A 25,588-nucleotide genomic window follows, 5' to 3' on the forward strand; every position below is an offset into this window, starting at 1 on the left:
GAAAAAAGCCCGACAGGTTAATGCCGGGCTTTCGAAGGAAAAAGGGTCAGCCGTAAGCGCTGGCCTCTTCGGGTGTGCGCCGTCGCAATTGGCCGAATGCGACAAGGCCAAGCAGTATAAGCGCGGGAATGAACATAAGCTCCTTCGGAGGGCGCTCATTCTCAACCTGTACTGCATCGATGGTCCAACCGAAACTGACGCCGGCATTTTCCGCCTGGCTACCGTAGCCAACGAAATCCACCACCATCGCGTCATCCTGACGCGACAGTTCCAGGCCAGCACTCGCCAGTCTGGCCTCCGGGGATTCCGCAGCGGGCAGCTCCAGACTGAGATAGGTGGAGACCTCATCACCGCTCAGGGACATACCCGACGCCTGCACTACTATGGACTCGCCTGCGGGCACATTTTCGATATGCTCAATCACCTCGGTTCCCGGCTTATCCTGAGTCGCCGGGTAGACCATGTCCCACCAGTAACCTGGGCGGAACAAGGTAAACGTGATCAGCAACAGCAGCGCCGACTCCCACTTGTAGCTCTTGGTAAACCAGTATCCCTGGGTGGCCGCCGAGAACACCAGCATGGCCGTCACCGCACTTGCGATGGTCACCAGCAAATCCACCCATCCTGTCAGCCCAATCAACAACAACTGGGTGTTGAAGATGAACATGAAAGGCAGGATCGCTGTCCGAATATCGTAAGTGAAACCCTGCACACCCGTTCGTATCGGGTCCGCTCCTGAGATAGCCGCCGCCGCATAGGCGGCCAACCCCACGGGCGGCGTATCATCCGCCAGTATGCCGAAGTAGAACACGAACAGGTGCACGGCGATCAAAGGCACCAACAGGCCATTCTGGGCGCCCAATGTCACGATAACAGGAGCCATCAGCGTGGACACCACAATGTAGTTGGCGGTTGTTGGCAGCCCCATACCCAGAATCAGGCTGATAAGAGCAGTGAACACCAGCATCAGCAACAGGTTGCCGCCGGAAATAAACTCCACAAACTGGGTCATCACCAGACCGATACCGGTCAACGTCACCGTGCCGACCACGATGCCAGCCGTGGCCGTGGCCACACCGATGCCAACCATATTTCTCCCACCGGTTACCAGCGAGTGCGTCAGATCAACAAAACCTGTCTTTGTTTCCGTCAGAAAGTTGCCCTTCTCGCGAAAAAATGCCTTGAGCGGCTGCTGAGTGATCACGATGAAGATCATGAACACCGTGGCCCAGAACGCTGACAACTGAGGAGAGAATCGCTCAACCGTCAGACACCACACCAGAACCACCACCGGCAACAAAAAATAGAGCCCGGTCTTAACCGTTGGACCTACCTCGGGGAGAGTGTCCATAGAGCTTTCCGGGTCGTCTTTTGCAAGCTCGGGGAACCGAGTGGAATACCAGACCAACCCTATGTAAACGAAGAGCAACAGCGGTCCGAGAACCCATACTGCCGCCTCACCAAGCACCACTTTCAACCAGCCAATGCCGTAATAGACAATGAACGTGATGGCGCTCAAGCCGATCAGAATAACAACCCAGTTCAGCATTCGCTGGGCGAGTGTCGGACGATTTGGACGCTCAATACCCTTCATCTTGAGCTTGCAGGCCTCAAGATGAACGATGTAGATCAGAGCCACGTAGGAGATCAGCGCAGGAAGGATGGCATGCTTGATCACTTCCAGATAGGAAATACCCACGTACTCAACCATCAGGAAAGCCGCCGCGCCCATTATGGGAGGCGTCAACTGACCATTGGTGGATGCAGCGACTTCAACAGCACCTGCCTTGGTGGCCGGGAAGCCAACCCGCTTCATCAGGGGGATGGTAAAGGTGCCTGTCGTCACTACGTTGGCGATAGACGAACCTGAAATCACACCGCTCAGACCACTGGAGACTACCGCAGCCTTGGCGGGACCGCCGCGCATGTGCCCGAGCATGGCGTAAGCAACCTGGATAAAGTAGTTGCCCGCCCCTGCCCGTTCCAGCAGCGCACCGAACAACACGAACAGGAAGACAAAACTGGTCGAAACCCCGAGGGCAACGCCAAACACGCCTTCCGTACCCAGCCACATGTGAGACGACAGCTTGCTCAGACTGGCCCCTTTATGGGAGATCACATCCGGCATATACGGACCGGCCAGCGCGTAGATGAGGAACACACCCGCTACAACAGTCAGCGGAAGCCCCAGGGCTCGGCGCGTCGCTTCCAGAAGCAGCACCAGACCACCGAGAGCAATGATCAGGTCCTGGGTAATCGGCGAGCCCGGACGCGTCGCAAGCTGGTCGTAGAACAGATAAAGATAAGAGGCTGCAAAAGCGGCAGCCAGGGCAAGAATCCAGTCATAAACCGGTACATGGTCGACATTCCTGCCACGAATCATGGGGTAAGCCGCAAATGCCAGGAACGCGGCAAAGGCGAGATGAATGGATCTTGCTTCCGTCGAGTTAAAAACACCGAACTCGACAATGTAGGGAAGCGGTGATGCTATCCATAGCTGAAAGAGGGACCAGATCAGGGGAACAACAAAGAGAATCTTTGCAGCCGTACCGGTCGCAGCCCTTCCACCGGTTTCGGTTTGGAGAACCTCTGCAACCCTCTTGCTGTCGATGGTATCCCCGGCTCTCGGTTCGCTATTGGTCATAGCTGGGTCCTGTAAGAATATAGCGGGTCGGAGATCAGAACACCGCGGACAGGTATGCCCGCGGTGTCGTTTTTACCGGTTACAGGATCAGTCGATCAGGCCGGCTTCTTTATAGTATTTCGCTGCGCCCGGGTGCAGGGGAGCACTCAGTGCGTCAGATACCATTTCTTCTTTTTTCAGGTTGGCAAACGCAGGATGCAGGCGCTTGAAGCTGTCAAAGTTCTCGAATACGGCCTTGACCACTTCGTACACTACGTCCTCAGATACGTCGGTAGATGAGACGAACGTTGCCGCCACACCAAACGTGGTTACATCGTCATCAGAACCACGATACATACCACCCGGGATCACCGCTTCACGGTAATAAGGGTTGTCTGCAACCAGCTTCTTGGTGGCCTCGTTATTGACGCTGACGATCACACTGTCACAGGACGTGGTCGCTTCCTTGATCGCACCGGAGGGGTGACCAACGGTGTAGAAGAACGCATCGATATTGCCGTCACACAAAGCCTGGGATTGCTCCGCAGCCTTCAGTTCGGCCGGAAGCGAGAACTTGTCCATGGTCCAGCCCATTTCATCCATCAGCACTTCCGCTGTGGCGCGCTGGCCGGAACCGGGGTTACCGACGGAAACCCGCTTGCCTGCGAGATCTTCAAACGTCTTGATACCGGATCCCTTGCTGGCAACCACCGTGAATGGCTCGGGGTGCAGCGAGAATACAGCACGCAGCTTCTCGTTCTTTCCGTCTTCTTCGAACTGGCTGGTGCCGTTGTAGGCGTGGTACTGCCAGTCAGACTGGGCTACCGCCAGGTCCAGCTCACCCTGGCGAATCGCGTTCAGGTTGTAGACCGAACCGCCGGTGCTCTCGACAGAGCAGCGAATACCATGCTCCTTACGATCCATGTTAACCAGGCGACAAATCGCACCACCAGCCGGATAGTAAACACCGGTTACGCCCCCGGTACCGATGGTGACAAATTTCTGCTCCTGCGCGGTAACCGCTGTAGAAGCGGTTCCGAGGCTGACCGCTGCTGCAACTGCAAGTGCGGAAAATTTCTGTTTCAGTGCCATGACTTTTCCCTTATCTGTTCATTATTGCTTTTTTGGGCCCGTGTAACGACACGGACACTCCTCACTTTCGCCTTAAAACATAGACCACTTTGCGATATAAATAAAGCAAGGGTTAGCTCGCTAACCACTTGAGCAAAAAAACAAAAAAGCCCGCAGAGCGGGCTTTTTTTGATCACGCGGTCGCGAATCTTATTTGTTCGCGCGGGCCTTGGCAACCATTCGATCCGGGCGCAGGAGGAAACGCGCCAGGGCCGGCAGCAGCCAGATAGAACCCACCATGTTCCAAATGAACATGAAGAACAGCAACAGTCCCATATCCGCCTGGAACTTGATCGGCGAGAAGATCCAGGTGACCACACCGATACCCAGTGTGACACCGGTAAAGATGACCGCCTTACCAGTAGACCTCAGGGTCTCGAAGTATGCTTCCTGGAGTGTCTTGCCCTCCAGCAGGAACTTCTCGAGTTTGCTGTAGATATAGATGCCGTAGTCGACACCAATACCCACGCCCAGGGCAATAACCGGCAACGTCGCTACCTTGATGCCAATGCCTGACATCGCCATGATCGCCTCGGCCAGGATCGACGTCAGACCCAGCGGGATCAGAATACACAGGACCGCACGGATCGAACGGAACGTCAGCAGGCACAACGACGCAACGACACCGTAGACGAAGATCAGCATCATGTTCTTCGCGTTTGAGATGACATCGTTCGTGGCTGCTTCGACGCCTGCGTTACCCGCCGCCAGCATGAACGTGTATTCGTCGTTATTATTGTTGCTGGCAAATTCCTCAACGCGTTCGGTGACTGTTTCCAGCGTTTCTGCCTTGTGATCCTCAAGGAAAACAAGCACCGGTGTCAGGTCACAATTGGTGTTGATCAGGCCTGCCGGGGCCTCCCGGATTGAGGCATTGATAATGGTCTGGTTGCGGGAAATCTCATACCACTTCCAGTTACCCTCGTTCAGTGCCTTGGTGACAATCTTGGACACATCGGCCAAAGACGCCGAGGACTGCACGCCGGGAGTGTTCTGAAGCTCCCACTGGAGATTGTCCATGGCGCGGAGAACATTGTACTGGGTACACTGCTCCTCCTCGGTTTTCACCATCACGACCAACACATCGGCACTCGTCGAGTAGTTGTTGATGATGTAGGCGTTGTCCTTGTTGTAGCGGGAATCGGCCCGCAGCTCCGGCGCACCCTGATCAAGGTCACCGACCTTCAGGCCCTGCTTGTAATAAAGCCCAAGCCCCAGGCCAATAACCGCTATCAACAGAGAAATCGGTGCCACACCGGGATGTGCGAAGTAAGACATCACGCGCCACTTGCGGTCCTGCTTTTCACCATGATTCTGCACATGACGAACACCGCCCTTGGAAATGCCGAGGTACGACATGATCAGTACGTGCAAGACCAGATTGGTCAGGATGACGAACGCCACACCAATACCGGCCGCAACGGCCAGATCCCGGATCACGTCAATTTCAATAAAGAACAGCGTAAGGAAGCCGAAGGCGTCTGAGATCAGAGCCAGCATGCCAGGGATATAGAGCGCCCGGAACGCAAGGCGGGCCGCAGTAACGGAATCAAATCCTTTCGCCGCTTCCACCGCCATGGCATTCACAATCTGAACGCCGTGACTGATGCCGATGGCAAATACCAGGAACGGGACCAGCACCGAGTATGGATCCAGGCCATACCCCAACAGCCTCAATGTACCCAACTGCAGGAACACCGCAATGATAGACGTAAACACCGGAACCAGTGTGCCGGTAATACAACGGGAGTACCCGAACAGCAACAGGGTCGTCAGGATAATGGTAATGCCCGCGAACCACGCGATGGAGCCAATACCCTCGATGAGGTCGCCTACTTTCTTGGCAAAACCGACAATGTGAATTTCGATGCTCGGATTCTGCGCCTCGTACTTGTCCCGGATCTTTTCTTCCAACTGACGCGAGAACTCACCATAGTCCAGCGGTTCGCCAGTCTCCGGGTTGTTCTCATAAAGCGGCGCGTACACGATGGTAGAACGGAAGTTGTCGGAAATCAGGCGCCCTACTTCGTTCGAACGAAGTACGTTCTGGCGTAGCTGTTCAAGGCTGGCCCGGGAACCATCGTAGCCGTCCGGGATCACGGTGCCACCCTGGAACCCTTGCTCCGTCACCTCAACCCAACGAACGTTGGAGGTCCAGAGGGATTTCAATCCGGAACGGTCCACCCCGTTAAGATAGAACACCTCGTCGGTGATCTGCTTCAGGGTTTCCATGTACTCGGCTGTGAAGATATCGCCCTCTTCCACTTCCACGGCGATACGCACAAAGTTACCCAGGTTCTCCAGATCGTCCCGGTGCTCGAGCATATTGACGATGTAGGGATGCTCAAGCGGAATCATCCGCTCGAAACTGGCATCCGGCTCAATCTTGACCGCGTTGTAGCCAAGAAACAGCGTCAGGAAGAAGAACGCAATCAGGATAATGGCCCGATTGTTGAAGATCAGCCGCTCCAGGAACGGTTCTGCCTTCGGTGTAGTCAGGTAATGCTCGCCCTTGTCATGCTTCGGGTTCGACATTCAAAGCCCCTCTAATTTTCTATCTGTTGGTGCCGCATCAGGGCGTTATTGAAGGTTCTTGCCGCGAGCGTCAGTGTGCTTAACGCCACCCTCGCCCACTATCAGTAGATTGGTTCCCGATACAGGGACAACATCCATCACCCCTTCACGATCATCCCGGAAGTACGGACGGAAGGTATCTCCACCGTTGGTGCTCATTAGCACAGCACCACCATTGCCAACCAACGTGATACGACCGTCTTCGGACACCGTGCCATCATTGAGGGTTGCATCCGACTCACTGGGTACGACTTTCCAGCTTCTGCCCAGGTCGGACGAAAAGAAGATATTCCCACGCAAACCGAATGCGAGTATTTCATTCACATTGCCGGTTCCTATGGCTCCGAATAGAGAACCTTCATAAGGGCTCTCACGTTTCTCCCAGCTTTCACCACCGTCGACGGACACGAAAATCTGCCCCGCCTCACCGACGATCACCAACCCACCGCCGGTGATCCGGCCGATGCTGTTCAGGTGAAAGCTGCTGGGGTTCTCAAGCTTCGGCGCCCAGTCTTTCCAGGTCTTTCCGCCGTCCGTTGTGCGCAGGAACATACCATAGGCACCAACCACGAAACCGTGCTTGTCATTTTCAAACCAGACATCCAGAAACGGATTCACGGGGCCGATCTCAAGATCCGCCTGCAGGTTTTCCAGCGAGAAGTACAGATCGCCCAATGCCCAATCGAGCTCGTCTTTCTCTTCCTCTGGGGCTTCTTCCAGTTTTTGCTCCATGTCATCGATCTGCTCCTGGCGACTTTCAATCGCCAATTCAGCAGCCCGGACACCAGTGAGCTGGAGGTCCCAGTTTTCGCCCGCATCGTCTGAATGGAGAACCACACCACTGTGCCCTACGGCCCAGCCATGCTGTTCGGTGCCAAAGTCCACTCCGGTCAATGTGACGGATACCGGAACCTCACCCTGCACCCAGGTTTCACCGCCATCATCGGAAAAAATAATATGACCACGCACACCGGCTGCCACGATTCGATCGCCCGCCGTGTCGACATCATTAAGCAGATGCGCTGGCGCAAGCGTGGTGGGCCGGGATGGGGTTTCGATGATATCTGCAAGCGCAAACACCGTGGGCGCGGACAATGCCATGGATAGTCCAAGACAGGCCGCTCCCAGAGTCTTGCACATCAACCTTGTAGCCATTCAGATTGCCTATATGTTGTGTTGAACTGTGTCACTCTGATTTTGCCGGTCGCACCGGCCAATACTATGAATATACCGGTGGTCTTCCGACCACCGGTATATCCGTCGCCATCCGTCTCTGGCGAAAACCATGTTCCAACAACGAGTCGTGACGTTAACGCACGCTCCTGCGACGCAGGGAGGCCGGCGAGAAATACCGCCGGTTGGGCACGTCGTTCGTAAACTTCCGGGTGGAACCCTCTTCGGTATCCAGACCCAGCACGTGATAACGACGGGCCTGGAGGTCATGGTACACATCCAGCACCGTCCACACGCCCGGCAGTTCATAATAATTTTTCGCCAGGCCCATGGTCACGCGCCAGAGCTCGCCGCGGCCATCGTACTGGTCCAGCAACAAGGTATTCCAGCTATCGGCGTCCACATAGAAGCGACGTTTGCCGTAGATATGGCGCTCACCGTCCTTCAGGGTCGCTTCCACAACGTGTACCCGATGGAGTTCCCAGCGGGTGAGATCCGGATTCAGGTGAGAGATGCCGAGGATTTCGGAATAAGGCGTACCCTGTTCACCAATGCGATAGTTGTTATAGGGAACGTAAATCTCCCGCATGCCCTCGTATTCCCAATTGTAGCGGTCCAGAGCACCGTTAAAGATATCCGTGTCATCAGCTGTTCGCAGATTGTCTGCAGCTGCAATGGGAGAGTCATAGCCCAGATTGGGTGCACGCCGAACACGGCGCTGGCCGGCGTTGTAGCCCCAACCATTACGCGGATTGATAATCTGGTTCAGGGTTTCATGAATCAGGATGGCACCACCGGCGAGACGAGGTGGCGACTGGGTGAACGACAGATAATAGAAAATGACGTTATCCAGCTCTTTTTCACTACCCTCAGGGTTGTAGTAATTGAAGAAAGCCTCCTGCTGGGAGGTCACGAGGGAATAATCGCCATCTGGCTGCACCGCCACTTCGCTTGAGCGACGAGTTACCGAAACACCACGCCAGCGGGTCAGGTGATTCCAGATGACCTGCCAGGCTTTCTGTTCATTATTACCGTGCAGGATGGGGAACGGATAACCGGCAAAAGCGCCATCGATGCCCTCGCCTTTACCCACTATCTCAGCCTCTACGGCATTTTCCCTGGTGTTTTCGGCAACCCAATCCGGCACCGCGTGTGTGCGCCGGCTCTTATAGACCGGAATACGGAAGGTTGTCGGGTAGGTGTCGAGCATGGCGCGGAGGCCATCGGTCAGGTACTCGTCGTACTGATCCATGTTGGACGCGCTGATGGTGAATAACACCTCATCGTCCGGAAAAGGGTTGATATGGTGCTGACCACTACCCTCATATCCGGTAGGAGCTTCTGTGAGGCCACCCGTCCACGCTGGAATGGTGCCTGCTTCGTTACCGGCTTTCACGGAACCAAACGGGGTAAGATCCTGCCCCAGTCGAGCGGCTTCACTACTGGAAACGGCGGAACTGGCTGGCATGGCAAAAACCGAAAGAGCAAACAGACTGCCCAAAATCACATTGTTCTTGTATGTCATTTTTTAACCTTAAACCTGTCTGAAAGCCCTGTGGAAGGCTTTTCTTATTGTGTTGTCATGGAATATCGGCTCCTGACAGAGTAGCCGATTGGCCGATATTGTCTATCGACCGAAAGTGCGATTTTGTATCCGCCTGTGACAGGCCCCGCGTTGCGGCAGGCGGATACCCCAGCAATCCTCTTCCCTACTGACCGGCAAGGCTCTTGTGGACCACCTCATAGACGTCCCGCGACAATCCGGACTTGTCGCGAATGGTCTCCAGCGCCGATTTCATCTGGTCGCCGTGAACCGGCGCGAATTTGCGCCAGCGGGTCAGCGGGGATACCAGCCTGGCCGCAATCTGTGGATTACTGTCATCCAGCTTCCGTACCTGCTCTGCCAGGAATTGATAACCTGCTCCATCCTCTGCGTGAAAGGCAGGGAGATTCTGGCCGGCAAATACCCCGATCACCGAGCGGATCTTGTTGGGGTTCTTCCAGTCAAACGCCGAGTGCTCCATCAGTTCATGGATTTTGCGCAGACCTCCGGTACGACTACTGCCCGACTGCACCGCGAACCATTGTTCAACCACCTGTGGATCGTCCTTCCACTGGCGATAGAAGTCTGCAAGCGCCTGCTCCTGCTCTTTTTCGTAACCGGAATTCACCAGTGCACGAAGGGCACCCATGCGATCCGTCATGTTATCGGACTCGTTAAACTGGCTTATCGCCAGCGTCCGGCCTTCTTCATCATCTACGTGCAGGAGCCAGGCCAGCGCAGTATTCCGCAAGCTTCGACGCGCCACGGCCTCCGGCGTCACCTCGTAGGGACCGCTCAGGGTGTTGCGATGATAGCAGGCCAGAAGCTCGTCTCTTAGCGATCTCGCCAGATGCTCAAGCACGCGTTCACGGGCCCTGTGGATGGCCGGCACGTTAGGCTGATCAGCCAGTTCGATCAGATAGGCTTCGGATGGCAGTTGCAGCATTTTGGCAACCAGCGCCTGATCCAGGGATGAATCCGCCAACAGGCTGCGATAGGCCTCAACCAGTCCGGCGTCCACGTTCTCACCTGTGGAGGATACCAGGGAGTTAATAACGTCCACCGCCAGGCGCTGTCCCGCGTCCCAGCGATTGAAACCGTCCGGGTCATGGCTCATCAGGAAGGTGAGCTGCTCCCGCGTCCACGGGTAGAAAACCCGCACCGGTGCCGAGAACCCCCGCAACAATGAAGGCACAGGCCGCTCCGACAAACCGTGGAATTCGAAGGTATGACTGGCGTCGGTCAACTCCAGGACACAGTCCATTGGCGCCTCGGCATCATCTGCAGTCAGCTTCAGTGGCAACGGCTGGCCATCGGCACTCAGCAGTCCGATGGCAAACGGAATGTGCTGCGGCTTCTTATTAGTCTGGCCCGGCGTATCCGGGATCGACTGGTCGATGGTCAGGCGATAGATGCCGGCAGCATCATCAAACTCATCCCGCACCGTCAACTCCGGCGTACCAGACTGCTCGTACCAGAGACGGAACTGCGACAGGTCACGTCCACTGGCATCCTCCATGGCGCGGACAAAATCGTCTGTTGTCACCGCCTGACCGTCATGCCGCTCAAAGTACAGATCACTGCCCTTGCGGAACAGGTCGGCTCCCAGCAGCGTGTGGATCATGCCTACCACTTCCGAACCTTTCTCGTAGATGGTCAGCGTGTAGAAGTTCGTGATCTCCATATAGGATTCCGGACGAACCGGGTGCGCCATTGGCCCCGCATCCTCGGCGAACTGAGCGGTGCGAAGCATGGTCGCATCCTCAATCCGCTTGACGGTGGGCGACCCCACATCGGCAGAAAAACAGGAATCCCGAAACACCGTGAAGCCTTCTTTCAGGCTGAGCTGGAACCAGTCGCGACAGGTCACGCGGTTACCAGACCAGTTGTGGAAGTACTCGTGGGCCACGATGGACTCGATGCGCTGGAATGCCATATCCGTCGCGGTTTCCTGGCTTGCCAATACACAGGAAGAGTTGAAGATGTTCAGCCCCTTGTTCTCCATGGCACCCATGTTGAAGTCGTCCACCGCGACGATCATGAAAATATCCAGATCGTACTCGCGGCCGTACACCTCCTCGTCCCAGCGCATGGCGCGTTTCAGCGAGTCCATGGCGTGGTCACACTTCTCGGCATTGCGTGGCTCAACGTACATGCGCAGGTCGATGTCACGGGCGGACATTGTCTTGAAGCTGTCTCGTTTCTCCACGAGATCACCCGCTACCAGGGCAAACAGGTAGCAAGGCTTCGGGAAGGGGTCTTCCCAGGTGACAAAATGCCTGCCGTCGGCCAGATCGCCTTTTTCAACATCGTTGCCGTTGGACAGCAGGATGGGATAGCGGGTTTTATCCGCCTCAACGCGGGTGCGAAAACGGGCCATCACATCAGGGCGGTCAGGGAAGTAGGTAATACAGCGGAAGCCTTCGGCTTCACACTGGGTACAGAACATGCCGGACGATTTGTAAAGGCCTTCCAGGCGCGTGTTGTTCTGGGGTTCAATCCAGGTCACGATCCCCAGATTAAACTGATCGGGCACTTCATGAAGGGTGAGTTTATCGTCACGGTCTTCGTAGGCGCTGCCCTCCAACGGATTGCCATCCAGACTCACCGACTCAAGTGTGGTCAGGCTGTCGCCGTCAAGCTCAAGGCTTTTGTCAGAGGAATCGCTGTCGGGGTTCCGACGCATGGCCAGGGTACAGTGAACCCTGGCTCCATCTTCAAACAGTTCAAAACGCAGATCCACATGGTCCACCAGAAAGGCGGGCACACGGTAATCCTTGAGGAAAATGGTCTGTGGCTGGCTGGTACGCATTCACTTTCTCCAGAATTCGTTGGGCCGGGCTCAATGGTTTGGAAAGACCCGGAAGCGGACTTCATAACCGGTGTATTTACGAATATTGATGACACCGGTATCCAGGATCAGGTATTGGCCCTTGATCCCCTGGAGCACACCGTCCGCCGAGGGCGACTTGTCCAGATTATGGGTTTTTACCTTCCGGGGCCATACCTCGACCGGGTAGCTCAGAGCCAACCCGTCTTCATCGACAGCCCGGATGCTGTTCTCACCGTGGGCGGCACGCAATTCCGACAAATTGTCGGCGACGAGCTCCAGCATGCGGCGACGCTCTTCAACCAGATCCAGCTCTGGCACATCGCCTTTAAGCATCGCCCGCCAGTTGGTTCGGTCCGCGACGTACTTCTTGCAGGCAACTTCCACAAAACCCGCTAGCTGGCGGGTAGCCACCCTGACCATCGGGATGGCATCGACGGCACCCTGGTCGATCCAGCGGGTTGGCACCTGGGAGCCACGGGTTATGCCCACCTTGAGACCGGACGAATTGGCCAGGTACACCACATGCTCAATCATGCAGTGGGCCTCTCCCCATTCCGGCTCACGGCAGGTGCCCTCATGGAAGTGGCACTTTTCCGGGCTCATGATGCAACTGTCGCAGGCGGCCAGCTTGCGGAAACAGGGATAGCAGTAACCCTGGCTGAAACTTTTGTTGGTCTTGCGGTTGCAGTTGATACAGCGTATCACGCCATCATAATCAAGCTGCAACGGGTACCCCACCATCTCGTTAAGGGGTATGAGGGTATCGCCCACCCGTATGGTATAGCTGACCGGATCACCGGCCTCGACAGGCATCTTGCGCAGGCGACCGGTCACGTCAACCAATGCGGTCAAGACTTCACCTCAAAATACTGATCTGAGCCGGCCGCACCGTTTGACGATTTGCCTGCCGTACGCGACACACTGGGATCACAGGCAGTCCCCGCCTTTTCACCGCGGTCAAGGTAACCGACCCGCTCTTCCATCGGAGTGTTGTGGTGGTCTTCGTAATAAATAACGGCCTCCATGCAGATCGACCGCTGCTCGTCACTCAGTTTACGACCATCCGGCCATTTGCCCAGCTCAAGGGCGCGTTTGAGGCTCTGATAAACAGCCGGATCCAGCCGCTTGATCAGCTCTTCGTAGGTCATTTCGTTCTCCAATCATTTGCTCGCAAAAAAATCTGAGGAAACCCGTTGACAGCAATAAACGATAATGATTATCATTAACTCACCAAATGACGAAGGTCGTGTTATTTGGTCTCTCTCATCAGGAGCTATACGCTCTTTTCATGCCCCGCGGTTTCGCGGGGCTTTTTTTGGTACCGGCAAAATGGCCGCCAGGGCAAGGCCAGCCACAAAGCCTCCCAGGTGGGCTTCATTTGCCATCTGCCCCAACCCCACCATTTCGGTAAATGGCGTAAAGCCAATTACCATCCAGGCCACGGCAAACGTCACCAGTGCAGGCGGGAACTGGAAACGGGGCACGCGCCGCTGGCTCAGCCAGCAATAACCCAGAATGCCGTATACAACGCCAGACAGACCGCCAAACAGAGGCCCACTCACGATGTACTGCAATCCGTTGGACAGCAGGCTGGTCACCACAAACAAGGCAAGTAACCGCGCACGGCCATCGAACCACTCAACCTGACTGCCCAGGAACCACAACATGACGGAATTAAAGATGATATGGGTCCAGCTGAAATGCAGGAAATCCGGCGTGATCAGGCGCCAGACCTGCCCCCCAGCCAAGGTCGAAGACAACGCCTGGATTCGGTCCGCCATGGTACCCACATCATAGAAACGCGGATCAACGAACATCAACAGGGTGGATAGCTGATTCTGTCCCATGGCCGTCACCCAAGCCATCAATACGGCCAGGGCAATCATGGCAAGTACCAACGGCGCGTGGCGTGGCGACGGCTGCCAACGCCCCCCGACGAACACTGGCGATTGCGCAGTCGTATTGACAGCGTCCTGCACGTCGGGCTCCTTCAGAAAGCGCTCAAGAGCCTGTAACACCGGCTCCGTATGCTCGGGATTCTCGAGCCAAAGCACCTGTGAGCCACCTTCCTCGGTGATCCGGTGCTCCACCCCCTGCTCTTTTAGCCAACGACTGAAACCCGCCAGGTTTATGTCGGTGTCAATCTGTTTCACACGATACACAGGTTACCTCGCCACGCTGTCTTCGCTGGTGGGATAGTCCGGCTGCTCCGGCCGCTCCACATCCACCCAAACGAACTTGTCCCGAGACAGGGTACGCTCGCCATCCAGGCGATAGGCCACTAGCTTGCCGTACTTGACCGCACTGAAATCGATGCAGGCCACATTGTGTTTCAGTGGCGCCGGCTCACCTTCCATCCAGTAATGGCCCACAAACACCGGCGGTGCTGACGCAGGGTAGCTGATCAGTTGGCTGCGCTCAGCTTCCGTCAGCTCACGGCGGGCGACGTCCTCCGGCAAGGGGTCGGGCTGGAACACCACGTCAGCATAGGTTATCGGGTTGTCGGCCCAGAACTTGGTGCGGAAAAACTCCCGGACGTAGCCGTCCTTGCCAGTAATTTTCACGCCCGGCGGCAATCGAAGATCAGTACCGCGCAGCAGGGTATCCATGACCTGGCCCGCGAAGGACTCGATCGCTGCCGACGCATGAAGGAACTCATCATCGATACAGGCGCCACCCTGGCTTTCCTTGAATTTGGTGATAAGGTCGCTGTCCCAACACGCATGCACTGCCCGGAAATCGGGCTCATCAATAAACAGGGGGATGGTGTAGAACCACTCCAGGAATTCGTTCCATTCGTGGGGATAATGCTCGAACTGCTCGAGGGTTTCGCGGATCAGCCGGTCGTGACGGGCATTATGCTCCCGCAGGAACGTCTTGCCGCTGCCAGGGCGGGCACGGGTGCAGTAGCCCAGGGCGTTATACTCGTGATTTCCCATCACGATGCGAGCAGAACCGTGCTCGACCATGTCCCTGACCAGATGCAGCGCCTCACGGATACGAGGTCCGCGGTCAATGATGTCACCAATGAATATGGCCTGGCGCCGGGGGTGCTCATAGACGCCGTTAACCTTGCGGTAGCCCATCTGGTCCAGTAACCGCACCAGGGTATGAGCGCATCCGTGAATATCGCCGATAATGTCGTAGCCGCGGCTCGCGGATCTTTCCTGTCCTGGCATGTTGTTAGCTCGCTGCAATCTCACTGGCCCAGCCCAGCTTGTCCCGGCATGTGGCGTAAAAATTATGATCCGCGGGGTGAATCAGGCGAATCTTGAAGGGTTTCTTGGTGATTCGAATGATGTCGCCGGGGGCACAGGCAATGTTCATCTGTCCGTCGAAACTGATCTGCGGATAAGTTTCGTTGGTTTCACCAATCACCAGCTTGATCTCACTCTTGCCGTCCACCACGATCGGGCGACTGCTCAACGTGTGCGGAAACATGGGCACCAGCACGACGGCATCGAGTTTCGGATGCATGATCGGCCCGCCCGCCGATAACGAATAGGCGGTCGAGCCAGTCGGCGTAGCCACGATAAGCCCGTCCGAGCGTTGGCTGTATACGAAATGTCCGTCGATGTAGAGGTCGAACCCGATCATCCGGGTCGATTTGCCGGGATGCAGCACCACGTCATTCAAGGCGGTTCCAAAGCCCAGTGGCTGGCCATTGCGCTCCACGTGCCCGTCCAGCAGGAAACGTGTCTCTTCGATGTATTTCCCCTGCAGGACCTTGCCCAGCCGCTCCTCCAGGTCAGACGGAGAAATATCGGTCAGAAAACCAAGACGGCCACGGTTCACACCGAGCAGAGGAATCTTGGATTTGGCCAGTTCCCGGGCAGCGCCCAGCAGACTGCCATCACCACCCACCACAATAACCAGATCACAAATTTCCCCCAGCAGCTTCTTGCTCGCCACCTGAAGACCATGACCAGGCAGCATGCTGGCTGTATCTTCCTCAATGATCACGTGATAATTGTTGCTCACCAGATACTGCTTGAGCTGACGCAGCGATTCGACCACCTTTACGCTGCCCATGCGGCCAATCACGCCAATGTTTCTGAATTGATCCATGTAGCTTCCTGTGGGTGTCTGGGTTGGGCCGGGGCGGAACTGATTCATCACCCAGGGGCATATCAGCCCCCATAGTAACGAAATACCGCCCGATTCTGAAAAAAGATCCCGAAGGAAATCACTGGAGAGGGTTAGCTGGAGCCCTTCGGCCGATGCTGTTCGCAGCGATCATCCACATCCGCCCGAAACTCAGCCGGCTGACTGACGCGCATGACGGGCTCACCGCAGGCTTTGCCGTTGGTATGTTTATGATGGCAGACCGGGTGTTCATAATGGTCAAGCCATTGCCGATAGGCGGGCTCATTGAGCCCGCAACGTTCAGCAGCATAGGCCACAGGGTTGCGGAAATAGCTCTCAATATCATCGTAAGGCAGGGTGATATGCCCTACCCCGGCGTGGTAGGCCACCAGGAAGACCGAATGGTTTTGCAGGTGATCCATGACTGAATTTTCGGTTGGCGGCTGGTGTCGCAAGTCATAGTTTTCCTGCTCCAGCACCACGATCTTTTCGTCCCTCAGTTCCAGTTCGCGCTGACGGCGCTCCAACTGCTCCCGCAGCAACACTACCTCGGCATCCGCCGTGGCACCCTCGCGCTCATTACGGGCCTCACCATTGGCGATCTGCTCCTGCATCATCAGGTATTGCTCATTGCGCTCAGCAAGGCGTTTTTTCAACTGCTCGTTACTGAGTTTCTGGCGCTCATACTTCTGCTGGAGCTCGGCGGTTTCATTACGCAGGGCCTGCATCTCATGGCGGTTCTCACGCTGCAGATCAGACAATGCATCGCGATGAACACTTTGCAGGGTTTTGATGCGAAGCCGCTGTTCCCGGATAACGCGGGCAAGCCGAACGCGGTCTGCGGAAACCTCAGGCTCTTCCTGGGAACGGGACTCGGCACCCAACACAGGAATATCCTCTTCCGGCGTAGGTTCCACCTTGCGGAACCTCAGTGTGTTCGCATCCACGGCGCGCCGGATGGCCTGGAAATGGTTGCTTCCCGGGGTCATATCCGGATCCCAGAAATCCTCGGCACTGGCAGATTTCGGGCATTGACTGCGACACACCAATCGAATCGGACCAGCCCCCATATCCGGGCCCTTGGCACCTTTGCGGGCCAATTTTTCTACGGGCACGTTCCAATGGCTGTCAGCCCTGCCTTCCTCATCAAAATAGATTCGGAAAAAAACCAGCGAATGAACCAGGAGGTCGCTGCCCAGCAATACATAAACGGCCTTTACATCGGTATCTGCCAGATCGGACAGTCCTACGTAGCCATCAAGAAAGGCCCCAAATTCCGACGCACGCATCTGGCGCGACACGTCGCTGCCGTCCATGAAAAACACCGCCGAATAACCATCGTTTGCCTGGTCGGCAGACCCCATTGCTAGCTCCCCACTCTCCGAAAACCCGACCGCTACACGACAAACACCCCAAAAGTGTTCCGTTTTTTCGTCAGACACCAGAAACCGGCCCTACGCAGTGCGCGAGGCCGGCCTCAAACTGACAGACTTCCGGATAATAGTCTAGCGGGTCAAAACCCTGAAGGTAGAGTAAAACTGCAACGTTTTGTGATCAGAGCCGTCGCGTCCGTGGAGCTCAGAGCTCCGCTGCCAGACGGCTGCCCTGATTGATCGCGCGCTTGGCATCCAGTTCCGCGGCCACGTCTGCGCCACCGATCAGGTGTACCGTCATTCCAGCGGCTTCAAGACCACTCTGCAACTCCCGCAAAGGCTCCTGGCCGGCACAGATCACAATGGTATCGACTGGCAACACTTGATCCTCTCCCTGCTCGGCACCTTTCGGGGTCACGGTTATGTGCAGCCCATCATCATCAATCTTGCGATAGCTTACGCCCGGAACCATCTGCACCTGACGATTTTTTAGCGAAGTGCGGTGGATCCAGCCTGTGGTCTTGCCCAGATCTTTACCGACTTTCGACGCTTTGCGCTGCAACAGGTATACCTCGCGGGCCGGTTCCGGCACCTCCGGCTCCATGCCCTGAATACCGCCACGATGACCAACGCTCAGGTCCACTCCCCACTCACGCATGAAGTGCTCGGGGTCCAGCGCCGCCGAGGTGCCCTTGTGGACGATGAATTCCGAGACGTCAAAACCGATACCACCGGCACCAATCACCGCCACTTTCTGCCCTACGGGCTTGCGCCCCAGCAGCGCATCCAGGTAACCGATGACACTGGGGTGATCCACTCCCTCAATTTCCGGCGTGCGAGGGCTGACGCCACTGGCCAGCACCACATGGTCGTATCCACCAGCCTTGAGGGCATCCACATCCACACGGGTATTCAGGCGTACGTCCACCCCGTGCTTGTCCAGCATGACCCGGAAATAACGCAGGGTTTCGTAGAACTCCTCCTTGCCCGGTATTCGCTTGGCCACATTGAACTGGCCACCCACTTCGCTACCTGCGTCAAACAGCGTTACTTTGTGACCACGCTCCGACGCAACCGTGGCAAACGCCAGGCCGGCAGGGCCGGCTCCGACCACTGCGATCGTTTTGGGTTCGGCGGTTTTTACGTAGGTCAATTCAGTTTCGTGACAGGCACGGGGGTTGACCAGACAGGAGGTCAGCTTGCCGCTGAAGGTATGATCCAGGCAGGCCTGGTTGCAACCGATGCAGGTGTTGATTTCGTCGGCGCGGTCTTCGGCGGCCTTCAGAACAAGGTCCGCATCCGCCAGGAACGGACGTGCCATTGACACCATATCCGCATCGCCCTCCGAGAGGATCTTCTCTGCAACATCCGGCATGTTGATGCGGTTGGTGGTCACCAGCGGAATGCTGACCTCATCTTTCAGGCGAGCTGTTACCTTGGTGAACGCGCCACGAGGCACAGAGGTAGCAATGGTCGGCACGCGAGCCTCGTGCCAGCCGATGCCGGTGTTGATAATGGTTGCGCCGGCTTTCTCAATTTCTTTCGCCAGTTGCACTACTTCATCCCATGTACTGCCATTTTCGATAAGATCCAGCATCGACAAACGGTATATCAGGATGAAATCGCTGCCCACGCGCTCGCGAACCCGGCGAACAATCTCGATCGGCAGTCGAATGCGGTTCTCGTAGCTGCCACCCCACTGGTCAGTGCGATGGTTGGTATGGGCCACGATGAACTGGTTGATGAAGTAACCTTCAGAACCCATGATCTCCACGCCGTCGTACCCGGCTTCCCGCGCCAGCGCCGCACAGTTGACGTAATCCTCAATCTGCTTTTCGATACCCGCTTCGTCCAGCTCTCTCGGCTTCAGCGGGTTAATGGGCGCCTGAATCGCCGATGGAGCCACCAACTCCGGATGATAAGCGTAGCGACCGGCATGGAGAATCTGCATACAGATCTTACCGTCGGCCTCATGCACGGCGCGGGTGATCACCCGGTGTTTGTCCGCTTCTTCCCGGGTGTTCATCTTGGCCGCATGCTGGAATACAGCACCTTCCACATTGGGGGAGATACCACCGGTCACGATCAAACCCGCACCGCCACGGGCACGCTCGGCATAGAAAGCAGCAAGCCGATCAAAGCCGTTTTTTGCCTCTTCCAGGCCGGTGTGCATGGACCCCATCAGTGTGCGATTACGAAGACGCGTGAACCCGAGATCCAACGGCTCCAGCAAATGGGGGTAACGTTTAACGCCCGGTGTCGATTCGGTCATGATGTCTCTCCTCTTATTGGATCGGCGATGCCGTAATATGGGCTATAAATTAGCCACCCAGCCCTTCCCAAACAATATCCCGAAACAACAATTTGATATCCTGAAACAACTTGTCGGACAATAATGGCACTATGAAACCCAACACCAGACACAAGAATCCCCTCGGCGATATCAGCGTGCTGTATGTTGCCGTCATGACCCGCGCACTTCGGGCCGAAGGCCGAGCCCCCACCGACCTGCTGGACCGGTTCGGGCTGGACGAACAGGCACTGGGAGCGCCGGCGGCACGGATCAGCATTCCCCGATTCATGAGAATGGGGCAGGCAGCCATCGCCCTCACCGGCAACCCTGCGTTCGGTCTGACGATGGGCCAGCTCTCGCGCCCCGTGGACGCTGGTATCGCAGGGCTTGCCGCCCAATCCGCCGCCACAGCTGGCGAAGCCATCAGCACCCTGATTCAATATTCCCTACTCACCAGCCGCAACAGCAGGGGAGCTCCCTGGACAGTGAGCCAGGGGCGTGAAGCGCATTTTTACTCCATCAAACCCTATAACGTGTTTAATTTTTTCGTGGTGGATTCGGTCCTTGCCGCCTGGGTTCAATTCCTGAGGGACATTACTGGTCACGACCGGGTCGTTGAACGGATCAGCATTGAGTACCCTTCCCAGGGTTACGACGAGGTGTTTGAACAGTGGTTTGGATGCCCGGTGAGGTTCGGTGCCGAAAGCAACAGTCTCAGACTGGCCCCGGGAATAGTGGAAGCTGCTTCGCTACAGGCTCAGGCCGCCATGTTCGAGTCCCTGTCAGGACAATGCGCGTTGGAACTGTCACGTATTCGTGCCGGGTGGAGCATGGCCGACCGGGTGAAAGACCAACTCCCTCCCCTGCTACAGGGTGGCACTCCTACGCTGATGGCCGTCGCCCATAAGCTCGGCGTCGCGCCCTGGACACTCCAAAGACAACTGGCAGAGGAAAACACCGGTTTCAGGGAACTGGTGGACGACACCCGCAAAGAACTGGCTGTCGAGTACATACGGGAAACACGGGTGTCGCTGTCGGAAATTTCGTGGTTACTGGGCTTTGCCAATCCGGCCGCGTTTCATAAGGCGTGGCGTCGCTGGTTCAACACCAGCCCGGGGGAACATCGAAAACAGTACCTGGCGGAGCAGGCTGCAAAGGGTATTTTCTGAAATACCTGGAGGCATCACTACAACTCAGTGGCGTCGTCCAGTGCATCATCGTCATCGTAGTCTTCAAACTGACAATCCATCAGTTCTTCTTCGTAATCGGACATTGTTCGTCTCCCATGTTTCAAACGGGAAAACGATACCATGGGAAATGTTACACAGAGATGAACCAAAAATGACAACAAAAAGAGGGAATCAAAGAAGGGAAAATGGCGGAGCGGACGGGACTCGAACCCGCGACCCCCGGCGTGACAGGCCGGTATTCTAACCAGCTGAACTACCGCTCCGCGTGAGCCGCCACCTCGGGCGCAATCAAGGGTGTGACTGCTCGGTGACAACGAGGGCGCATTATAAAGAGGCCGCCCTGCATGTCAACGTTTTTCATGAAAAAACTTCGGTTTTCGGGTGGCTCCTACATGGCATCAACCATGGCATCCTTTCCCTGTGCGGTCTTTCGGTATTCGATAGGCGTCATGCTCGACCAACGCTTGAACGCCCGGTAGAAAGTGCTGGGTTCCGAGAAGCCGGTGAGATAAACGATTTCGTCAATGGATTCGTCGGTGGTTGCCAGCAACTGCCGCGCCAGGCGATAACGGAAATCCGCCAACACCTGGTTGAAGCTGGTTTCGGCTTCGGTCAGGCGGGTACGCAGGGTTCGGGGTTTAATGCCAAGACGCTCGGCTACGGCGTCCAGAGTGACCTCTCCGCTGTCCAGCAGTTCCGCAACGATTCGCTCGACCTGTCCAACGATGTCTTTCTTCTCAAGACGGGCCACCTGCTCACTGGCAAACCGCTCATGGAGGTCCAGCAACTCCGGTTCCGCATGGGGCGAAGCGTGAGACAGCATCGTGGCTGGGAAATACAGCCGGTTTTCCTTGGCACCAAATATGACATCGCAGCCGAGCACGTCGATCACATGCTCCCGGCCTTGTTCACGCTGATGCTCAAACTCGATGCGCGACGGGTAGAATCGGTCATCGGTGATCGATCTGAAAAAAGTAATCAGGCCCTGCACGAAACATTCGTTGAAGTGCCGCAGACGGCTGACTTCGCTGGAAGCTGCATCCAGCACCATGCAGGCCTCGTCGCCCTCAATGAAGAAGTCGGTATTGGCAGCATCACTCAACAGGCGCTGATAGTTCTGAGCCCGCCGCAGCCCCTCACCAAAGGTGGGGCTGCTAAGAAACAGGTATTCCAGAACCTGCCCTTTGTAAGCCGGTAACAACTGACCCAGATGGAGGCCTGCGTCGGTGTCACCCGACACATCCTCAACCACTTGCCAGAAATACAACTGGGCACTGTGAGGCGTTCTTAGCTGCTCAGTGTAGACATAGTCTTCATCCACTCCCAGCCGGGCAAAAATGGCATCGGTATCAATCCCTTTGCGTTTCATGGCCTGATAAATCAGGCGCAACATCACACCCGCATCGCGAAGTTCCTGCATAAAATCCCGCTTTATAGTTGTTTATCAATCGGCTTGGCCGGCCGGACAACCTTGCTGGCAAGCCAGGTCAATGCTCATACTGGCCGGGTTTGCCAGACTCTGAGACCTTAGTCTTACATTAGAGCATATCAGGCCAGAGACGCACAGGTGTACCAGGAGAGATAGTAATATGACCGATACTTCAATCTACCACAGTCACCCGCCCGGCCTATGGTCGCTATACAGCAAGGCCTTAATCCCGAAAACCAAGCCATCCGGCGACGACCTCCGGATCCCGGGTCTGTCCGCCCGATTAATTGGCGTCAGTACGGCCAACGATAACCTGAAACGCTACCGGAGGGTATGTGGTTTCGATACACAGGCTACCGTGCCCATCACCTGGCCCCATATTCTTGCGTTTCCGTTGCACCTGAAACTGCTGACCGAAAAGGCTTTCCCGCTGCCTCTGCTCGGGCTTGTCCACCTTCGCAACACCATCACGCAGCACCGTGCTATCGGCACCGGTGAAACACTGGACATCACCGCACGGCTGGACGGTCAGAACAACACATCGAGGGGCCTGGAGTTCGATTTGGTCACTGAAGCCTGGTCCGCAGGAAAGCTGGTGTGGGAGGAGACGAGCACTAACCTTTTCCGTCAGCCGGATAAAAGCAAAAAGGCCTCAGGCGGCAAACCGCCCGAACTGCCCCACTACCCGGAGACTACCGACATCAGTGCCGCGGAATCCATTGGCCGGCAATACGCGGGGGTGTCCGGTGACAGAAATCCGATACACCTTCACGCGCTGACCGCAAAGGCCTTCGGTTTCCCCCGGGCAATTGCCCACGGCATGTGGAGCAAGGCCCGAGTGCTGGTACTGCTGGAACAGCAAAGCGGTTGGCGCCCGGACGCGATATCCGTCTCCTGCCAGTTCAAGAAACCGCTGTTTCTGCCGGGAACCGCACAACTCAACTGGCAGGCAGGGCAAGACGGCTGGGACTATCAGTTACTGAACGCGTCCGGAAACGCCCCGCACCTGAGTGGTGAGATACGCTGGGATCGTTGAGGGGAAGCCTATTCTGTCGGCTCTCCGGAGTCGGCGGTGGACGTACAGGGCGAGCCCACGGCCCCGGCGACCGGCAAGGTGAAGAAGAAACACGCACCACCGTGCCCGGGCCGCTCAAACCCGATATCACCACCCTGGGCCTGGATCAGGGATCGACACATGGGCAAACCAATCCCCATGCCTTCTTCCTTGGTGGTGTAAAACGGCAGGAACAGCTTTTCTTCCGCATCGTCCTGCAGACCAACGCCATGGTCGGTTACTGCAACACGGACGCAACCGGTGCCTGACATTACCACGGTTACCTCCACCGGCTTTTCCGACTGGGCGCTGCGAGTGGATTCCAAAGCGTTACGAATCAGATTCAAGGCAACCTGTTGCACCTGAATCGGGTCCGCTATGACATCCGGCACATCATCGGCCACGGAAATCTCCACACCGCCCTCATTGTTGCGGATATCCACTTCTGCGAACTGGCGGGTATCTTCCAACAGCGCCGCAATAGACAACACATCCTTTCCGGCAGCCGGCTTTTTCATAAACCGCCGGATACGTCGGATTACCTCACTGGCCCGGTGTGACTGGGCTTCGATCTTCTCCAGCGTTTCCTCAAGCAACTCATGGTCCGGCGCCTCCTTGGCCAACACACGCTTGGCAACGCGGGCATAGTTGGTTATGGCCGTCAGTGGCTGGTTAACCTCATGCGCCACACCGGCCGCCATCTCCCCCATGGTGGTCAGGCGGGAGAAGTGGGCCAGTTGCTCACGCTGCTCCTGGACCATGTGCCGGGCGTCGTCCAGTGCGCGTTCACTTTCAAGCTCAGCCGTGATGTCGCGGAAGACCACCACTGCGCCATGCAGCTCATCACCATCCAGTTTCGGTGTCGCACGATACTCCACCGGAAACGGTGAACCATCGGCGCGTAACATTTCGATATTGCGCTGATTCTCAGCGACTCCCTTGGTACAGGTGGCGTAAATCGGGAGCGACTCACATCCGTGGCCGGCAGTGCGGAAATGAAGATCGAAAAAACCCTCGCCAATCAGTTCTTCAACCGGCTTGCGCATAATCAGCGCCGCCGCCGGATTGGCGAACACGATGGTGCCTCTGGCGTCGAGGCCATAAATACCTTCGCTAATGGAATTGAGTATGCGCGCCTGATCGTTTTCAAGCTGGCGGTTACGGGCCTGAAGCGCCCGCTCAAGGCGGATTACCCTGGCGTGGGTTTTCACCCGGGCAATCACCTCCTGGGCCTGGAAAGGCTTGGAGATGTAGTCGGCACCTCCGAGAGAGAACCCCCGGACTTTCGCTTGCAGGTCATCCAGCGCTGAGAGAAACACCACCGCACTGTCTGACGTCACCGGATGCGACTTGAGGCGTTCACACACCTGATAACCGTCGAGTTCCGGCATCATGATGTCGAGAAGGATCACTTCCGGCTGATGGCGATGGGCAAGGTCCAGAGCCTTTTCACCATCGTTGGCAATGAGCAGGCGATAACCCTTGTCTTTCAGGGTCTCATAGAGAACCTTGAGGTTCTGCGGGTTGTCGTCAACGAGCAGAACCGTTACGTCTGTTGTCTCAAGGACAGCATCTGTCATAGAAGTGCGGCCGGTTACGATGATGAATGCATGATGCCGGCCAAATCAGCGCGCGTCGATAAGGTCCTTTACGGACAGAACCATACGGACCAGGTGTGCCAGTGAATGAGTACCCATTTTGTGCATCACTCGTGAGCGATGAATTTCCACCGTACGCTGGCTGATCTCCAATTCAATGGCAATGACCTTGTTCGCCTGCCCTGCAATCATCCGGTCCATGATTTCATGCTCCCGGGGCGTCAGGCTTTTCACGCGGCGCAGGATTTCCTGTTTCTCACCGAGGGTTTTGCGCTGTTCCTTGTCCTGCTCCAAGGCGGCCTCAATTTTCTGGAGCAGAGCCTCTTCACGATAGGGCTTCTGGATGAAATCGACAGCCCCCTCTTTCATCGCATCCACGGCCATGGGGACATCGCCGTGCCCGGTGACAAAGATAATTGGCAGGATGGAGTGCTTTTCATTCAGCTTCTTCTGGAGCTCCATACCATCCATGCCCGGCATGCGGATATCCAGTACGATACAGCCGGCCATTTTTTCGGAGTAATCCTTGAGGAATGCGTTGGCATTGTCATAGGTTTTGACCGGCTTGCCATCGGATTTCAGCAGCAGTTCCAGAGAATCACGAACCGCCTCATCGTCCTCAACTACGTAGACCGTTTGCTGGGTATCAGTCATGTGCCTTGTCTCTCCTTTCTATGACCGCCGTGGC

General features: G+C 56.4%; 18 protein-coding genes and 1 tRNA gene. 2 read left to right on the top strand and 17 right to left on the bottom strand.

Annotation, left to right across the window (positions count from 1 at the left end):
• Positions 1–46 precede the first annotated feature (46 nt).
• From MDG893_RS01040 to MDG893_RS01100, 13 genes are all read right to left on the bottom strand, one after another.
• Positions 47–2,644, bottom strand: a complete 2,598-nt coding sequence (locus tag MDG893_RS01040; RefSeq protein ID WP_007151845.1) for a TRAP transporter permease — start codon at positions 2,642–2,644, stop codon at positions 47–49.
• 87 nt (positions 2,645–2,731) lie between these two features.
• A complete protein-coding gene (locus MDG893_RS01045) occupies positions 2,732–3,715 on the bottom strand; it encodes a TAXI family TRAP transporter solute-binding subunit (RefSeq protein WP_007151846.1) in 984 nt (327 codons plus the stop codon).
• 189 nt (positions 3,716–3,904) lie between these two features.
• Positions 3,905–6,289, bottom strand: a complete 2,385-nt coding sequence (locus MDG893_RS01050; protein ID WP_007151847.1) for an efflux RND transporter permease subunit — start codon at positions 6,287–6,289, stop codon at positions 3,905–3,907.
• Between the two features lie 45 nt (positions 6,290–6,334).
• On the bottom strand, positions 6,335–7,483 hold the full coding sequence (locus tag MDG893_RS01055) for a YCF48-related protein (protein WP_244264360.1): 1,149 nt from the start codon (positions 7,481–7,483) through the stop codon (positions 6,335–6,337).
• Positions 7,484–7,637: 154 nt separating this feature from the next.
• The gene (locus MDG893_RS01060) at positions 7,638–9,026 is read right to left on the bottom strand and encodes a DUF1329 domain-containing protein (protein ID WP_007151849.1); all 1,389 of its coding nucleotides are present in this window, start codon (positions 9,024–9,026) and stop codon (positions 7,638–7,640) included.
• Between the two features lie 184 nt (positions 9,027–9,210).
• A complete protein-coding gene (gene pepN / locus MDG893_RS01065; protein WP_007151850.1) occupies positions 9,211–11,856 on the bottom strand; it encodes an aminopeptidase N in 2,646 nt (881 codons plus the stop codon).
• A 30-nt stretch (positions 11,857–11,886) separates the two neighbouring features.
• Complete coding sequence (locus MDG893_RS01070) at positions 11,887–12,729, bottom strand: DUF2797 domain-containing protein (protein WP_007151851.1); 843 nt, start codon at positions 12,727–12,729, stop codon at positions 11,887–11,889.
• Complete coding sequence (locus MDG893_RS01075) at positions 12,726–13,025, bottom strand: YeaC family protein (protein ID WP_007151852.1); 300 nt, start codon at positions 13,023–13,025, stop codon at positions 12,726–12,728. Before MDG893_RS01075 ends, MDG893_RS01070 begins: the two co-directional genes overlap by 4 nt.
• Positions 13,026–13,163: 138 nt before the next feature.
• Positions 13,164–14,039 (bottom strand): rhomboid family intramembrane serine protease, encoded by an 876-nt coding sequence (locus tag MDG893_RS01080; protein ID WP_007151853.1) that lies wholly within the window; start codon positions 14,037–14,039, stop codon positions 13,164–13,166.
• A gap of 3 nt (positions 14,040–14,042) precedes the next feature.
• The gene (locus tag MDG893_RS01085; RefSeq protein WP_007151854.1) at positions 14,043–15,056 is read right to left on the bottom strand and encodes a metallophosphoesterase; all 1,014 of its coding nucleotides are present in this window, start codon (positions 15,054–15,056) and stop codon (positions 14,043–14,045) included.
• A 4-nt stretch (positions 15,057–15,060) separates the two neighbouring features.
• Complete coding sequence (locus MDG893_RS01090) at positions 15,061–15,945, bottom strand: NAD(+) kinase (RefSeq protein ID WP_007151855.1); 885 nt, start codon at positions 15,943–15,945, stop codon at positions 15,061–15,063.
• 131 nt (positions 15,946–16,076) lie between these two features.
• Complete coding sequence (locus tag MDG893_RS01095) at positions 16,077–17,327, bottom strand: hypothetical protein (protein WP_007151856.1); 1,251 nt, start codon at positions 17,325–17,327, stop codon at positions 16,077–16,079.
• A gap of 214 nt (positions 17,328–17,541) precedes the next feature.
• A complete protein-coding gene (locus MDG893_RS01100) occupies positions 17,542–19,608 on the bottom strand; it encodes an oxidoreductase (RefSeq protein ID WP_007151857.1) in 2,067 nt (688 codons plus the stop codon).
• A gap of 131 nt (positions 19,609–19,739) precedes the next feature.
• Here MDG893_RS01100 and MDG893_RS01105 point away from each other — a divergent pair, with 131 nt between their 5' ends.
• Positions 19,740–20,798 (top strand): AraC family transcriptional regulator, encoded by a 1,059-nt coding sequence (locus MDG893_RS01105; protein ID WP_007151858.1) that lies wholly within the window; start codon positions 19,740–19,742, stop codon positions 20,796–20,798.
• A 207-nt stretch (positions 20,799–21,005) separates the two neighbouring features.
• Here MDG893_RS01105 and MDG893_RS01110 read toward each other — a convergent pair.
• Positions 21,006–21,082, bottom strand: a tRNA-Asp gene (locus MDG893_RS01110).
• A gap of 125 nt (positions 21,083–21,207) precedes the next feature.
• On the bottom strand, positions 21,208–22,239 hold the full coding sequence (locus MDG893_RS01115; RefSeq protein WP_007151860.1) for an AraC family transcriptional regulator: 1,032 nt from the start codon (positions 22,237–22,239) through the stop codon (positions 21,208–21,210).
• 169 nt (positions 22,240–22,408) lie between these two features.
• On the opposite strand from MDG893_RS01115, the gene MDG893_RS01120 reads away from it, so the two are divergent.
• The gene (locus tag MDG893_RS01120) at positions 22,409–23,284 is read left to right on the top strand and encodes a MaoC family dehydratase (RefSeq protein ID WP_007151861.1); all 876 of its coding nucleotides are present in this window, start codon (positions 22,409–22,411) and stop codon (positions 23,282–23,284) included.
• Between the two features lie 8 nt (positions 23,285–23,292).
• Here the strand turns inward: MDG893_RS01120 and MDG893_RS01125 are convergent, their stop codons facing one another.
• The gene (locus MDG893_RS01125; protein ID WP_007151862.1) at positions 23,293–24,882 is read right to left on the bottom strand and encodes an ATP-binding response regulator; all 1,590 of its coding nucleotides are present in this window, start codon (positions 24,880–24,882) and stop codon (positions 23,293–23,295) included.
• A gap of 45 nt (positions 24,883–24,927) precedes the next feature.
• Positions 24,928–25,554 (bottom strand): response regulator FixJ, encoded by a 627-nt coding sequence (gene fixJ / locus MDG893_RS01130; RefSeq protein ID WP_007151863.1) that lies wholly within the window; start codon positions 25,552–25,554, stop codon positions 24,928–24,930.
• Between the last annotated feature and the right edge of the window lie 34 nt (positions 25,555–25,588).

The organism is Marinobacter algicola DG893 (genome assembly GCF_000170835.1).
Lineage (GTDB): Bacteria > Pseudomonadota > Gammaproteobacteria > Pseudomonadales > Oleiphilaceae > Marinobacter > Marinobacter algicola.